Annotated in this window: 13 protein-coding genes; 5 read left to right on the top strand and 8 right to left on the bottom strand. The window is 60.4% G+C overall.

The window, feature by feature from the left end; translation table 11 throughout:
• Window positions 1-50: 50 nt before the first annotated feature.
• A complete protein-coding gene (gene glnE, locus CLV44_RS08505; RefSeq protein WP_106591691.1) occupies window positions 51-2,963 on the bottom strand; it encodes a bifunctional [glutamate--ammonia ligase]-adenylyl-L-tyrosine phosphorylase/[glutamate--ammonia-ligase] adenylyltransferase in 2,913 nt (970 codons plus the stop codon).
• Window positions 2,964-2,973: 10 nt separating this feature from the next.
• Window positions 2,974-3,606 (bottom strand): CYTH domain-containing protein, encoded by a 633-nt coding sequence (locus CLV44_RS08500; protein WP_106591690.1) that lies wholly within the window; start codon window positions 3,604-3,606, stop codon window positions 2,974-2,976.
• 151 nt (window positions 3,607-3,757) lie between these two features.
• Between CLV44_RS08500 and CLV44_RS08495 the strand changes: the two genes are divergently transcribed.
• The 3 genes from CLV44_RS08495 (at window position 3,758) to argA (ending at window position 7,162) form a co-directional block, all read left to right on the top strand.
• The gene (locus CLV44_RS08495; protein WP_106591689.1) at window positions 3,758-4,435 is read left to right on the top strand and encodes a TIGR00153 family protein; all 678 of its coding nucleotides are present in this window, start codon (window positions 3,758-3,760) and stop codon (window positions 4,433-4,435) included.
• A gap of 23 nt (window positions 4,436-4,458) precedes the next feature.
• On the top strand, window positions 4,459-5,724 hold the full coding sequence (locus CLV44_RS08490) for an inorganic phosphate transporter (protein WP_106591688.1): 1,266 nt from the start codon (window positions 4,459-4,461) through the stop codon (window positions 5,722-5,724).
• Between the two features lie 97 nt (window positions 5,725-5,821).
• Window positions 5,822-7,162, top strand: coding sequence for an amino-acid N-acetyltransferase (gene argA, locus CLV44_RS08485; RefSeq protein ID WP_211298107.1), 1,341 nt, complete (start codon window positions 5,822-5,824; stop codon window positions 7,160-7,162).
• Here argA and CLV44_RS08480 read toward each other — a convergent pair.
• From CLV44_RS08480 to ald, 6 genes are all read right to left on the bottom strand, one after another.
• The gene (locus tag CLV44_RS08480; RefSeq protein WP_106591686.1) at window positions 7,146-8,531 is read right to left on the bottom strand and encodes an ATP-binding protein; all 1,386 of its coding nucleotides are present in this window, start codon (window positions 8,529-8,531) and stop codon (window positions 7,146-7,148) included. The two genes, argA and CLV44_RS08480, sit on opposite strands and share 17 nt — an antisense overlap.
• A complete protein-coding gene (locus tag CLV44_RS08475) occupies window positions 8,528-9,214 on the bottom strand; it encodes a response regulator transcription factor (protein WP_106591685.1) in 687 nt (228 codons plus the stop codon). The genes CLV44_RS08480 and CLV44_RS08475 overlap by 4 nt, the downstream gene beginning before the upstream one ends.
• Window positions 9,211-9,564 carry a PepSY domain-containing protein gene (locus tag CLV44_RS08470; RefSeq protein WP_106591684.1) on the bottom strand — a complete coding sequence of 118 codons (354 nt, stop codon included), beginning with the start codon at window positions 9,562-9,564 and terminating at the stop codon, window positions 9,211-9,213. The genes CLV44_RS08475 and CLV44_RS08470 overlap by 4 nt, the downstream gene beginning before the upstream one ends.
• A gap of 98 nt (window positions 9,565-9,662) precedes the next feature.
• Window positions 9,663-9,854, bottom strand: a complete 192-nt coding sequence (locus tag CLV44_RS08465) for a YgaP family membrane protein (RefSeq protein ID WP_106591683.1) — start codon at window positions 9,852-9,854, stop codon at window positions 9,663-9,665.
• Window positions 9,855-9,882: 28 nt separating this feature from the next.
• Entirely contained in the window at window positions 9,883-10,119 is a 237-nt protein-coding gene (locus tag CLV44_RS08460; RefSeq protein WP_106591682.1) for a hypothetical protein, read from the bottom strand.
• 49 nt (window positions 10,120-10,168) lie between these two features.
• Window positions 10,169-11,290, bottom strand: coding sequence for an alanine dehydrogenase (gene ald, locus CLV44_RS08455; RefSeq protein WP_106591742.1), 1,122 nt, complete (start codon window positions 11,288-11,290; stop codon window positions 10,169-10,171).
• Window positions 11,291-11,421: 131 nt separating this feature from the next.
• On the opposite strand from ald, the gene ilvD reads away from it, so the two are divergent.
• On the top strand, window positions 11,422-13,254 hold the full coding sequence (ilvD, locus tag CLV44_RS08450) for a dihydroxy-acid dehydratase (protein ID WP_106591681.1): 1,833 nt from the start codon (window positions 11,422-11,424) through the stop codon (window positions 13,252-13,254).
• Window positions 13,255-13,414: 160 nt separating this feature from the next.
• Window positions 13,415-15,520 carry a 5-histidylcysteine sulfoxide synthase gene (gene ovoA, locus CLV44_RS08445; protein ID WP_106591680.1) on the top strand — a complete coding sequence of 702 codons (2,106 nt, stop codon included), beginning with the start codon at window positions 13,415-13,417 and terminating at the stop codon, window positions 15,518-15,520.
• Window positions 15,521-15,523 lie beyond the last annotated feature (3 nt).

Here is a 15,523-nt window from a genome sequence, read left to right as displayed (position 1 = left end):
GCGCTTGATGTAAACAAGCCGACCTCCAGGGTCGGCTTTTGCGTTGTCGATCAGGCGGCCATCAGGCGCTGCCAGATAGCGGCCACGCCCTCGCGATATTCGCGCATCTCCTCCTCATCCAGCACGCCGGACAGGTTCTGCAGCGTCAGCCGATGCCCCGCCGCCCGGAAGGCCTTGTAGGCTTCACGCAGCAGCTCGGCATCGTCCGCTGCCAACAAACCGGCAGCCTCCAAACTGTCCAGAATGCGGATATTGTCAGTCCAGCGCAGCAGTTCTGGGCGTGCTGCAGCATGCCGCAGCACCAGATACTGCACCATGAACTCAATATCGACGATGCCACCACGGTCCTGCTTCAGATTGAATACCGGGTGCTCCGTATCGCCGGTGTTCTTGCTGCCCAGATGCTCGCGCATCTTCTCACGCATGTCGGCCACCTCGGTGCCCAGTGTTGCGGCATCGCGGGGTTGCTGCAGAATCTCGTGGCGCACCTGCTCGAACCGCTCGGCCAGTGCCGGACTGCCGGCCACGACCCGCGCCCGCACCAATGCCTGATGCTCCCAGGTCCACGCATCCTTGTGCTGGTAGTCACGAAAGGCACTCAGCGAGCTGACCAGCAGCCCCGAATTGCCCGACGGGCGCAGCCGCATATCGACTTCATAGAGAATGCCGGACGGGGTAAAGGTGTTGAGAATATGAATGATGCGCTGGCCCAGGCGGTTGAAAAACACGCTATTGGCTAGCGGCCGGCCACCGTCGGTCTCCAGATTGGAAGCGGCATCATGCAGGAACACCAGATCCAGATCCGAACCGTAGGACAGCTCGATCCCACCCACCTTGCCGTAACCGACCACAATAAAATCGGGGTCGCAGGGCACACCCGGCGCTCGCATCGGCACGCCATGCTTTTCGGTCAGATTGCGCCAGGCGATCTCCAGCACCGCCTCCAGCACCGCTTCCGCCAGCCAGGTCAGGTAATCGCTGACCTTCATCAACGGCAGCACACCGGTGATGTCAGACGCCGCTACCCGCAGCATATGTGCATGCTTGAAGTAACGCAGCGTTTCCATCAGCTGCTCGATATCATCTTCCGGGATGCGCAGCAGTTGCTGCCGCAATTCGGTGCGCAGCGCGGTCAGATCCGGCGGAGCATAGAGGGTCCGCGGGTCGATCAGCTCGTCGAGCAGTACCGGTTGCCGGGACAACTGCTCGGCAAACCAGGCACTGGCCGAACACAACCGGACCAGCTGCTTCAGTGCCGCCGGGTTCTCCGACAGCAGCACGAAGTAAGCCGAGCGGCGCAGCACCGCCTGTACCAGTACCAGCACCCGCTCCAGCGTGGTCTCGGCGTTATCACACAAGCCCACCTGCTCCAGCAGTGGCGGCAACACCACCTCCAGTCGTTCCAGTGCAACCTTCTGCAGCATCTGCACGGTGCGCAGCCCTTTCAGGTCCTGCAGCGCCTTGAGTGCCACCTCCGGCTGCTGGTAGCCCTGCTCACGCAGAAACGCGCTGCTGCTGTCGTCATCCATCTCTCCCTGCCACAGAGCCAGCCACTCGGTGCGCTGGTCGTCTGCGGTCTCTTCACCCTCGTCCGCCGGGGCAATGACGTCGGCAAAGTGGCGGGACACGGCGGCGCGGGCGTTGTGCAGCGCATCGGTCAGCGCCGTCCAGTCGGCAAAGCCCTGCGCCCAGGCCAGGCGAGCCCGCCCTTCATCATCGTCCGGCAGTTCCTGGGTCTGCCTGTCGGCAATGGCCTGGATGCCATGTTCCACATTGCGCAGGAACACATACGCCTCGGTCAGCTCGGTGACGGCCGTGTCCGGCATACCGACCTTTTCCGGCAACTGCGGCAGGATGTTGAGCAGTTCGCGCTGTTGCAGTTCGGCGTCGCGCCCCCCGCGGATCAACTGGAACGCCTGCGCGATGAACTCTACTTCACGGATACCGCCAGCCCCCAGCTTGACGTTCTGGTCCAGGCCCTTGCGTCGGACTTCGCGATTGATCATCGCCTTCATGTCACGCAATGACTCGAACGCACTGAAGTCGATGTACTTGCGGTACACGAACGGCCGCAACAGCTGAATCAGTTCCGCACCGGCGACGGTATCACCAGCCACCACCCGCGCCTTGATCATGGCGTAACGTTCCCAGTCACGGCCCTGATTCTGGTAGTAATTTTCCATGGAAGCGAAGCTGCTCGCCAGCGGCCCCGACGAACCGAAGGGGCGCAGGCGCATGTCGACGCGGAAGACGAAACCGTCCAGGGTTACATTGTCGAGCGCCTGAATCAGCTTCTGCCCCAAACGGATAAAGAAGTCCTGATTTTCCAGTGCCCTACGTGCACCTTCGGTTTCACCGTTGGCCGGAAAAGTGAAGATCAGATCGATATCAGACGACAGGTTGAGTTCGTCCGCCCCCAGCTTGCCCATGCCCAGTACCACCATCCGCTGCGGATGGCGCACGCCGTCAGCATCAGCACGCGAGTAGGGCGTGCCCCAGCGTTCACAGGCCTGGCCATACAGCCAGTCCAGGGTGCGGTCGATACAGGCATCGGCCAGCCGCGACAGTTCACGGGTGGTACCGCGCATGTCCGTCAGCCGGTTAAGATCACGCCAGACCAGGCGCACCATCTCGCGCTGGCGGAACAGGCGCAGCTGCCGATGCAGTTCCTTTTCGTCTGTCGTCACTGCCAGCAATGCCTGCAGCCGTTGCGCATAAGTACTGTCCGCGTAGGCCTGCTGCAGGTCACCACTGTCAATCAGTTCGGCCAGCCACTCCGGATGCCGCTGCAGTTGCTCGGCCACATAATCGCTGCCGATCAGCACGTGATCCAGCTGTGCCTGCAGCCACTCGGGCTGCGTATCCAGCCGTGCCAACGCGTCTTCAACGCGGGCTTGATTGCGCACCAACAGCGCACTCAGTGCCGTCGGCACCGGGGTATAACTTTCACCAGCCTGTTGCATGGCCTTCTCCTTATCCTGCCTGATCCGTATCCCGGCACTGTTGATACAACTGATAGCCGCGTTGCGCCTTGCTCAGGTCGAACGGCTGCAGCGTGACTTGTCGACCCAACTCATCGGCCAGCGCCAGCAACTCCAAGGCATCGCCGGACTTGAGCTCCAGTTCCAACTCGAGAATGGTGTCTTCCCTCGCGCAGCCGTCACAGCTGATCCGGCCACGATCCAGTGCCACTTCGATGTCGGCATTACGGTAACGCACATCCCAAAGCTCACGCTCGAAATCGGTCGTGAATACCGGTAACAGGTGCAACTCTGCGGCAGGCGGCAAGCCCTCGGGCCAGACATCACCGACCAGCAGTGCAGGGTCGAGAGTCGCCTGGTCGCGCTCCCATTCCCATTCGCCGCGCTGATGCAGACCGTTGACGCTCTGCCCTCGGGTTTTCAATGTCTGAATCACCCGCGAACCCTGACGGCGCAGGCGCAAGGCCACCTTGGCCTGTGCCAACGCCAGATCAGGACTATCATAATAGGTGTTAAACAGGGTTTGACACCCACGAGCCGCACCGGCCTGCAACCGCGGATGTGTACGCAGCCCCTCGATATCCGCCTCGGTCAACAGCAGTTTCAGTTCCGTTTCTGTGGCCATTATTCAAACACCTGTAAATTTTTTACCAGTGTACCCAAGGATTTGCGCTGATGGGCGTCAGATTTCACCATTTTTTGTGACGCTATCACTACAGATAAATGACATCAGCACGTATACTGCGCCGAGTTTTCACCTGCAACAGGAACGCAACATGGTTAACAGCCCTATTCTGCAGATGTTTGCACGTTCCCCGTTCAAGCCGATGCAGGAGCATATCGTCAAGGCACAGGAAAGCGCCGCTGAACTGATCCCGTTTTTCGAAGCAGTCATGAAAAACGACTGGAACACCGCCGCTGCATGCCAGCAGCGCATTGCTGAACTGGAGAACGAAGCGGACGATCTCAAACGCGATATCCGCCAGCGTTTGCCAGCGAGTATCTTTTTGCCTGTCCCGCGTACCGATCTGCTCGATCTCCTGCGCATGCAGGACAAAATCGCCAATCGTGCCAAGGATATTGCCGGTCTGATGCTAGGACGGCAGATGCAGATCCCGCAGCCAATTCAGGCTGAATTGCTGGGCCTGCTGCAGACAACACTGATGGCGATTGAACAGGCCGTACTGGCCCTGCGTGAGCTGGACGAACTGTTGACCGCCGGTTTCCGTGGTCATGAAGTCGATATCGTCGAACGCCTGATCACCGGCCTGGACGATCTGGAACACAAGGCCGATGAGCATGAACGTGAACTGCGTTCGTCGCTGTTTGCCGTTGAACGCGATCTCTATCCGATCGACGTCATGTTCCTCTACCAGGTTATTCAGTGGGTTGGCGATCTGGCCAACCGTGCCCAGCAGGTTGGTAACCGCCTGCAACTGCTCCTCGCACGTTAAACTAAAACGACCAAGGCTACACAATGGATATCATTGCTCAGTACGGCAACATCATGGTCATTATGGCCTGTGTCTTCGGCTTCTTCATGGCCTGGGGTGTAGGCGCCAATGATGTCGCCAACGCAATGGGGACCTCTGTCGGCTCCCGCGCCCTGACCCTGAAGCAGGCGATCGTTATCGCTATCCTGTTCGAATTCGCCGGTGCCTATCTGGCGGGTGGCGCAGTTACCGAGACCATTCGCAAAGGCATCATCGAGCCCTCGATGCTCTCCGCCAACCCCGAATTGCTGGTCTATGGCATGATGGCATCCCTGCTGGCCGCAGGCGTCTGGCTGCTGATCGCAACCCACTTCGGTTGGCCCGTTTCGACCACGCACTCCATCGTCGGTGCCATCGTCGGCTTTGCCGCCGTGGGCATTTCCGTGGATGCCGTACACTGGTCCAAGGTCGGCTCGATCGTGGCCAGCTGGGTCGTCTCGCCGGTCACTGCAGGCATCCTCGCCTTTTTCCTGTTCCGCAGCGTGCAGAAACTGATCCTCGATACCGAGAATCCTTTTGCCAACGCCAAGCGCTACGTGCCCTATTACATCTTTCTGGTCGGCTTCATCATCGCCATGGTGACGTTTACCAAGGGCCTGAAGCATATCGGCCTGCATCTGAGCTGGTTGCAAAGCGCGGGCATTTCCGTGGTCATTGGTCTGCTGACCATGGGCCTGGGCATGTTTATGCAGCGTAACATCAAGATTGATGTCGACGCCGACCGTGAATACCACTTCACCAGTGTCGAAAAGGTGTTTGGTGTACTGATGATGTTCACCGCCTGCGCCATGGCCTTTGCCCACGGTTCCAATGATGTGGCCAATGCCGTTGGTCCGCTGGCCGCCATCGTCGGCATCGTGCACAACAGCGGTGAAGTCGCACAGAAGGCCGCCATGCCCGCCTGGATTCTGCTGTTGGGTGGCGCCGGTATCGTCGCCGGTCTGGTGATGTATGGTCACAAAGTGATCGCGACCGTGGGCCAGAATATCACTGAGCTGACCCCGAGCCGCGGCTTTGCCGCTACGCTGGCCGCAGCCTCCACCGTGGTCGTTGCATCCGGTACCGGCCTGCCGATCTCGACCACCCATACACTGGTGGGTGCCGTTCTGGGTGTTGGTCTGGCGCGCGGTCTGGCGGCCCTCAACCTGAAGGTTGTCGGTACCATCTTCGTGTCCTGGATCGTCACTCTGCCGGCAGGTGCCATTCTGTCCATTCTGTTCTTCTTCATGTTCAAGGGCATCTTCTCCTGAGCTATCGCGGCGGCCCGCCCGGGCCGCCGCAGCCAATCATGGACCCCGTGGCGCAAAGGTTGCACAATGCAGGCTGTATACCCAGCCTGATCAGGAGCTGACCTTGAGCACCACCGATTACGTCAACTGGTTCCGCCACTCGTCTCCCTACATCAATGCACATCGCGGCAAGACCTTTGTGCTGATGTTGAGCGGTGAAGCGATTGCGGATGCAAACTTTGCCAACACCGTTCATGACATCGCTCTGCTCAACAGCCTTGGCGTCCGCCTGGTGCTGGTGCATGGCGCCCGCCCTCAGGCCGAACAGCGGCTGCAGGCTCGCGGCATTGAAACCCGGCTGCATCACGACCTGAGGGTCACCAGCAGCGCCATCCTGGAATGCGTCATCGAAGCGGTCGGCACTCTGCGCACCGAACTCGAAGCGCGTCTGTCGATGGGGCTGGCCAATACACCGATGCACGGCGCCCGCATCCGCATATGCAGCGGCAATTTCGTGACCGCCCGTCCCGTCGGCGTGCTGGATGGCATCGACATGGGCCATACCGGCGAATTGCGCCGGGTCGATCACGAGGGCATTCGTCGGCTGCTGGACCTGAACCAGATCGTATTGCTGTCCAATTTGGGGTTTTCACCCACCGGCGAGGTGTTCAACCTGTCAGCGGAAGAGGTCGCCACCCGCACGGCGGTGGCACTCAAGGCCGACAAACTGATCCTGTTCGGCTCCAAAGTGGGTATCCATGACAGCCGTGGCGAACTGCGCAGCGAACTGCTGGCTGAAACCGCGTCCCGGCTGGTGCAACAGTATATGGCGCGGGTGGATGACCCGGAGCAGCCCTACAGCGAGACCGCCTGCCTGCTGGAAGCGGCAGCGACGGCCTGTGAAGAGGGCGTCCCCCGCTGTCATTTAATCAGCTATCAACAGGACGGCGCGCTGCTCAGCGAGCTGTTTACCCGTGATGGCCAGGGCACCATGGTAGTCAGCCATTCCTATGAACAGGTGCGCCCGGCCAACATTGAGGATGTCGGCGGCATTCTGGAGCTGATTGCTCCACTGGAGGAAAAAGGAGTTCTGGTGCGACGCTCACGCGAGTACCTGGAAAGCGAAATCGAACAGTTCACCGTGGTCGAGCGTGACGGCGCGATCATCGGCTGCGCGGCGCTTTACCCCTTCAAGGACGAGGCGATCGGTGAACTTGCCTGTGTCGCCATTGACCAGAGCTACCGTGGCGGCCAGCGTGGGGACCGCCTGCTCGACGCAATCGAAGCCCAGGCCCGAACGCTGGGGCTGCAGCGCCTGTTTGTACTGACTACGCGTACGGCACACTGGTTTGTCGAGCGTGGCTTTGCCGCCGCCGATCTGGATCAGCTGCCACAAGAGAAAAAGGCGTTGTACAACTTCCAGCGCAACTCCAAGGTGTTCTTCAAACCGCTGGCATAACCGGCCCGCCCGGCAGCGAAACTCGGAAACAGGCGCCGCCGAGGTCGGATTCACTGACCTCGAGCGCGCCGTCGTAGCTGCTGACAATATCCAGGGCCACGGCCAAACCGATCCCTTGTCCCGGTGCCTGAGTATCGAGCCGGGCACCCCGCTGCAGAATCACCTGACGCTGCCTGGGTGCCACGCCCCGACCATCATCACTGACCTCAATCTGCACCAGCGGCCCAGCCAGTTCAACGACCACCCGTACACGGCCATCACCATACTTGAAGGCATTGTCGATCAGGTTGCCCAGCAGCTCCATCAGGTCGCGCTCATCACCGGCAAACCCGGCTTCCGGGTCCAGCACCGCTTCAATATCCTTGGGCTGACGGGCATAAACCTTTTCCATGACCCGTAACAGCCGGTCCACTACCGGCGCGACCGGCAACGTCTGTGCCAGCGTGCGCCCTTCCGTCTTCACCGCACGCGCCAGCTGATACTGCACGATCTGCTGCATCCGCTGAGCCTGTTCTTCCACCTGCTGGCGATAACTGTCGAAATCCAGGCCTTCATCACCGGCCCCGTGGATTACCGCCAGTGGCGTTTTCAGACTGTGCGCCAAATCACCCAGCGTGTTGCGGTAGCGTTCGCGCTGTTTGCGCTCGGACTCGATCAAACGATTAAGGCTATCGGTCACGCCCTGAACTTCAACCGGATACTGGTGTTCCAACTGGTCGGATTCGCCGTCTTCGATACGTTTGAGGTCACGGGTCAGCAAGTCCAGCGGCCGCAGGCCCCAGCGCATGATGAAGTATTGCGCCAGCAGGGCCACCAGACAAATGCCACTGAGCCAGCCCAGCAGCTGCAGGCTGAACGCCTTCATTGCGCTACGGACCGACTCATCACTGCGCAGCACCGAAATCAGCAAGCGCATTTCACCGGCCGCACTTTCCCAGATCACCGGATACTGAAACAGGTACAGCTGTTGCTCCGGCAAATGACTGAGCAGCGACTGCCCCGGTTTGAGCAGTGAGCTGGGCAAGCGTTGTACCAACGTGTCGGGCAGGGCCAGACTGGAACCCGAGCGCCAGAACAGGCGACGGTCTTCACCGTGAATAAAACCATACACACCGGAGTTGGGCCGGTTGAATCCGGGTTCCAGCACCGTACTCGGCAGGGTCAGCCGGCCATCCTCCACTTCCAGTGCGCCCAGCAGCAGGTATACCTGCAGCCGCGCCTGCGAGGCTTCAGCACTTTCAAGGCTGGAATGAAAGGCCTTGAGCAGGGCCAAACCCGCCAGCACAATGACCAACGGCAGGATGACTGCGGAGGCGCGCAGCAGGCGCCCACGCAGGGACAGAGGGACACGGGAATCGGTATCGGTCACGCCTGACGAACGTCTTCCAGCGCAAAGCGATACCCCAAGCCGCGCACCGTGATGATCGGCTGCAATGATTGCTCAGGGTCCAGTTTCTGCCGCAGGCGACGAATAAACACCTCCAGTACATTGCTGTCGCGGTCATAGTCCTGGTGATAAAGGTGTTCGGTCAGTTCCGCCTTGGAGATGGTTTTACCCGCATTCAACATCAGATATTCAAGCGTACGATACTCGTAGCTGGTCAGGCGTACTTCACCGCCTTCCCGGGTCACCACTCGCGCTGCCGTATCCAGTTCCAGCGGACCAAACTTGAGCACCGGACTGGCATGACCGGAAGCCCGGCGTACCAGTGCGTTCAGGCGCGCCAGCAACTCTTCGGCATGGAACGGCTTGGCCAGATAATCGTCGGCACCGGCTTCCAGACCCGCCACTTTATCCTGCCAGTCACCCCGCGCCGTCAGCACCAGCACCGGTACTGTATTGCCCTCCGCCCGCCACTGCCGGATTACGTCCAGGCCGGACACTTCCGGCAGGCCGATATCGACAATCGCGATGTCGTACTCATATTCCTGGCCGAAATAGAGCGCTTCACGCCCACTCCCGGTCTCTTCGATGGTATACCCGCGCTGCTCGAGCTGCAGCTTGAGCTGCCGTCTCAGGTCAGCATCATCTTCCACTATCAGTGCTTTCATTCGGCAATCTCCGCCTGCAAGGGCAATAACATCCGGCCTGTAGCCGTATCGACCAATACATCACGCACCCGACCCTGATCCAGCAAGCGCACCAGATAGACATCACTATCCCGGTATCGGGTCAGCTCCGCCTTGATGATCTCGCCGCCGACCATCTGCTGAGCTAGTTCAGATGCCTGCAGCAGGTTAACTCTGCTGGCAGCATCGGCAGGGGTCACGGACGCCTCGGGAACTGCATCGGGTAATTCTGCGTAGCCGGGCATCCCTGCCCCCAGCATGACAAACAGCCCGGCGACCGGCCACCATTGCTGCCGACGCCGGTTGTATGCTGATCCATTCTGTCCCGCCAAGACCTGATCTCCATGATGTTGCCATTGTGCTACAGGCATTCAGTAAATTGAAAATTGCCCACCAGCCTAGAGAGCAGGGTCTGAATGGCGGATGAATTTCAGCCCTTGCGGCGACAGGTTCGGATACCCAGCAGGCTGTACAGCGGACAGGTGCCGGAGATCGCAATCGCGATGATCGGCACCCCGATCAGCCCCCACCAGGTCTGCGGACCGAAAAAGATCAGAATGATGAAGACCATACCGATCAGAACACGCACCAGCTGGTCCAGAATGCCGATATTTGTTTCCATGGTTATACCCTCGTCGAACAACAGGATGTTACGAACGCGATGAAGCGCGCCGAGCGCGCTGCACCAGCAGCAGGTAGCGGATATTGTAGGCAAAACCGATCACCAGCACCGGCGGCAAGGTCAAAATGAACACCCGGCCCAACCCGCCACTGCCCAACCATTGGCCCGCCCACAGACTGAGCACGCAGACCAGCGCCAATGGAATACCCAGCCACGCCATGCGTTTGAGCCAGAGATCTGAACGAATATTGTTGTTAGTGTGCATCAGAAACCCCTTATATAGCCTCTGAGCATAAAGTGAGCGGCGGCCGGTTTCAAGCACTGCCCAGCTCGTCCAGCGGTGCGTGGCACGGTAGCGCAAAAGCATCAGCGACTCCCGGGCAGGTGATGCGGCCCGAGTGGATATTCAACCCCGCCAGCAGCCCCGGCACATCCTGCAGCGCTCGACGCCAGCCGTGGTGTGCCAACTGCTCCACATAGGGCAGGGTCGCGTTGGTCAATGCCAGCGTCGATGTCCGCGCCAGCGCGCCCGGCATATTGGCAACACAGTAATGAACAATACCTTCGACCTCGAACACCGGGTCTGTATGGGTTGTAGGTCGGCTGGTTTCGAAGCAGCCGCCCTGATCAATCGCCACATCCACCAGCACCGCGCCGGGCTGCATCAGACCCAGCATCTCACGGGTGACCAGTTTCGGTGCCGCCGCGCCGGGCAGCAGCACGGCACCGATAACCAGATCAGCCTGTGCCAGCTGTTGTTCGATATTCTCCCGCGTCGAATAGAGCGTTATCAGCGCACCGTTGAAGCGCTCATCCAGCTGACGCAGCCGCGGAATCGACTTGTCCAGCAAACTCACCTGTGCGCCCATGCCCAACGCAATAGCCGCGGCATTCTCACCGACCACGCCACCACCAATAATCAGCACCCGCCCGGGGCCAACGCCCGGCACGCCGCCGAGCAGTACACCGCGCCCACCCTGAGCCTTCTCCAGACAATGGGCACCGGCCTGTACCGCCATCCGACCGGCAACCTCGCTCATCGGCGCCAGCAGCGGCAGCCCGCCGTGCAGGTCCTGAACCGTCTCATAAGCGATAGCGGTACAGCCGCTGGCCAATAGCGCTTCGGTCAACGCCCGGTCTGCCGCCAAATGCAGATAGGTAAACAGCACCTGATCGGCACTGAGCCAGCCACACTCGTTGGCTTGCGGCTCCTTCACCTTGACGATCAAGTCGGCCCAGGAGAAAACCCCACGGGGATCATCCACCAGCACCGCGCCAGCCTGCTCATAGGCCACATCACTGAAACCGGCCGCAATGCCCGCGTTCTGCTCAATCTGAACCTGATGCCCCTGCTCCACCAGCTCGCGCACGCCCATCGGGGTCATGCCCACACGATACTCATGATTCTTGATCTCTTTCGGTACACCAACACGCATGTTCATACCCCTTCCGGCGGCTTTTTTCATGTCTCAGTGTAGACGATAAACCACACCGTCCATCGCCCTCGGCGTACGCTGTTTATCTGATATACTCGAGCTTATTTGAATCGGATTTTCGAGGGAGCCCCATGCCTGAGTATCGTTCCAAGACCTCCACCGCCGGCCGTAACATGGCTGGTGCCCGTGCCCTTTGGCGTGCCACTGGCATGAAGGACGAAGACTTCCACAAACCGATTATCGCCGTGGCCAACTCCTTCACCCAGTTCGTGCCCGGCCATGTCCACCTCAAGGACATGGGCCAGCTGGTTGCCCGTGAAATCGAGGCCGCCGGCGGCGTCGCCAAGGAATTCAACACCATCGCGGTAGATGACGGTATCGCCATGGGTCACGACGGCATGCTCTACTCACTGCCGAGCCGCGACATCATTGCCGACTCCGTCGAGTACATGGTCAACGCTCACTGTGCCGACGCGCTGGTCTGCATCTCCAACTGCGACAAGATCACTCCGGGAATGCTGATGGCCGCCATGCGCCTCGACATTCCGGTCATTTTCGTCTCCGGCGGCCCGATGGAAGCAGGCAAGACCAAGCTGTCCGAGCACAAGCTGGACCTGGTTGACGCCATGGTCCTGGCCGCCGACCCGACCGCCTCCGACGAGATGGTTGCCGAAGTCGAGCGTTCCGCCTGCCCCACCTGCGGCTCCTGCTCCGGCATGTTCACCGCCAACTCGATGAACTGCCTGACCGAGGCTCTGGGCCTGTCCCTGCCCGGCAACGGCACCATGCTGGCTACCCACGCCGACCGCGAGCAGCTGTTCAAGCGCGCCGGTCACACCATCGTCGAAATGGCCAAGCGCTACTATGAAGGCGACGATGCACGCGTACTGCCGCGTTCCATCGGCCTGCGCGCGTTCGAGAATGCCATGACCCTGGATATCGCCATGGGCGGTTCCACCAATACCATCCTGCACCTGTTGGCGATCGCCCAGGAAGCGGAGATCGACTTCACCATGAAGGATATCGACCGCCTCTCCCGCGAAGTGCCGCAGCTGTGTAAAGTCGCGCCGAACACGCCGAAATACCACATTGAAGACGTTCACCGTGCCGGTGGCATCATGGCCATCCTCGGCGAACTGGACCGTGCCGGTCGCCTGCACACGGATCTGCCGACCGTATACAGCGCCAGCATGAAAGATGCGCTGGACGAATGGGACATCATGCGTAACCCGTCCCCTGCGGTCGTCGAGTTCTACAAGGCCGGCCCCGCGGGCATCCCGACCCAGACCGCCTTCAGTCAGGCCACCCGCTGGCCCACGCTGGACGGTGACCGTGCCAACGGCTGCATCCGCTCGCTGGAACACGCATTCTCGCTGGAAGGCGGTCTGGCCGTGCTGTACGGCAACATCGCCCTCGACGGTTGTGTAGTGAAAACCGCAGGTGTCGATGACTCCATTCTGGTGTTCGAAGGCCCGGCTCACGTGGTCGAGTCCCAGGACGAAGCGGTCAGCAACGTACTGGAAGACAAGGTCAAGCCGGGCGAAGTCGTGGTCATCCGCTACGAAGGCCCGAAGGGCGGCCCCGGCATGCAGGAGATGCTCTACCCGACCTCCTACCTGAAGTCGAAGGGGCTGGGCAAGGAATGTGCGCTGCTGACCGACGGTCGTTTCTCCGGCGGTACTTCAGGCCTGTCGATCGGCCACGTATCCCCGGAAGCCGCTGCCGGTGGTGCCATCGGTCTGGTACGTCAGGGCGATCTGATTCGCATCGACATCCCCAACCGCACCATGAACGTGCTGCTGTCCGACGAAGAGCTGGCCCTGCGCCGTGCCGAGCAGGACAAACTGGGCTGGAAACCGGTCCAGGAACGTCCGCGCAAGGTCTCGGCTGCACTCAAGGCCTACGCCCTGCTGGCCACCTCCGCCGACAAGGGTGCGGTGCGTGACCTGAGCATGCTCGACTAAGCCTGACGGGAGCGGGTTACCCCCCGCTCCCGACTGATCCAAATCCCGTCCAATACAGTATCCTATTGCACTGAACTGCGGCCGGAAACTGTCATTACGCGTCCCTTCCGGCTGTCTATACTGAACCGACACACTGTCGCCCACCGGATCAGGACTGCACATGGAACGCCTTACCCGTACCCCTCGGCTGGATAACCCCGATACCGACGCCCTGCGCGGCGAGATCCTGAGCTATTTCCAAACCACCTGCGACCGTTACGAGCAACTGTTCGAGGTGCTGACCTGTGACGAAGCCTATCTCGTCAAGCCAATCGCGTTGCGCCACCCACTGATTTTCTATTACGGCCATACCGCCACCTTCTTCATCAACAAATTGCTGCTGGCAGGCCTGATCGACACACGCATCAACCCGCACTTTGAATCCATTTTTGCTGTCGGCGTCGACGAAATGAGCTGGGACGATCTCAATGACCAGCATTATCAATGGCCCAGCGTTGCCGAAGTAAAAGCCTACCGCCAACAGGTTCGTCAGACGCTGGAGCAACTGATCCGTGAAGCTCCCTTGAACGGGCCGATCAACTGGGAGCACCCCTGGTGGACCCTGATCATGGGCATCGAGCACGAGCGTATCCACCTGGAAACCTCATCGGTGCTGATCCGCCAACATGATCTCAAGTACGTCCAGCCGCATCCTGCCTGGCCTGCATGCCGCGATTCCGGATCGGCACCGGCCAATCAGCTGATCGACATCCCCGCCGGTACCGTCACGCTGGGCAAGACCCGTGACGACGCCCATTACGGCTGGGACAACGAATATGGCCACCGCGAGGTCGAGCTGGACGCATTCCAGGCGGCACAGATGCTGGTGTCCAACCAGGAGTTTCTGGCCTTCGTGGAGGCGGGCGGTTATGCCGACACGCAATGGTGGAGTGACGAAGGCCGCGAATGGTGCCGCTTTGCCGCTGCCGAACATCCGACCTTTTGGGTCCGCAGCGGTGATGACTGGCAACTGCGCCTGATGTGCGAGCAGGTGTACATGCCCTGGGACTGGCCGGTCGAAGTCAACTGTCACGAAGCCGAAGCGTTCTGCCGCTGGAAAGCCGCGCAGACCGGCACGCCAATCCGCCTGCCCAGCGAAGACGAATGGTATCGCCTGTATGATCTTTCACGGGTCGCCGAGCCGGACAACACCGGAGCGGTCAACGCCAACCTGCACCTGGACCACTTCGCCTCCTCCTGCCCGGTCTATCGCTTCGCCCAGGGCGACCTCTATGACGTCAGCGGCAATGTCTGGCAGTGGACGCAGACCCCGATCTATCCGCTTGACGGCTTTGAAGTACACCCCTATTACGACGATTTCACCACGCCCACCTTTGATGATCGCCATAACCTGATCAAGGGCGGCAGCTGGATCGCCTGCGGCAACGAGAGTCTGCGCAGTGCGCGTTACGCCTTCCGCCGCCACTTTTTTCAGCATGCCGGTTTCCGCTATGTCGCCGGTGCAGCACCCACCGCCGTGCCCGACTCACGCTACGAAAGCGATGACCTGGCTTCCCAGTATGCCGAGTTCCACTACGGTGATGCACCCTTCGGCGTGGCCAACTTCCCGCAAACACTGGCACAACTGGCGATCGACGTCTGTGCCGAAGGCAAGGCGGACAAGGCGCTGGATCTGGGCTGCGCGACCGGCCGTGCCAGTTTCGAGCTGGCCCGTCACTTTGATCATGTCGACGGCGTTGATTTCTCCGCCCGTCTGATCAATCTGGGCGTACAGCTGCAGCAGCAGGGCCGCTTGCGCTACACCCTGCCCGACGAAGGCGAACTGGTCAGCTACCATGAGCGTGATCTGGCCTCGCTGGGACTGTCTGAGGTGGCCGAACGCGTTAGCTTCATGCAAGGCGATGCCTGCAACCTCAAACCGATTCTGACCGGCTATGACCTGATTCTGGCGGCCAACCTGATCGATCGCCTGTACAGTCCGCGCCAGTTCCTCAGCCGTGCACATGAGCGCCTCAACGCCGGTGGCATGCTGATGCTGGCCTCACCCTACACCTGGCTGGAAGAGCACACACCCAAAGAGGAATGGATCGGCGGTTTCAAACGTGACGGCGAGAATGTCACCACGCTGGATGGCCTGCATGCCGTGCTGGATGAACATTTCGAGTTGATTCGGGGGCCGGAAGCCGTGCCATTCGTGATCCGCGAAACCAAGCGCAAGTTCCAGCATACCTTGTCCGAGGTCACCTGCTGGCGACTACGCGACTGATAC

Source organism: Marinobacterium halophilum (assembly GCF_003014615.1).
GTDB classification, from domain to species: domain Bacteria; phylum Pseudomonadota; class Gammaproteobacteria; order Pseudomonadales; family Balneatricaceae; genus Marinobacterium; species Marinobacterium halophilum.
This window is presented reverse-complemented; position numbering and strand designations above follow the sequence as displayed.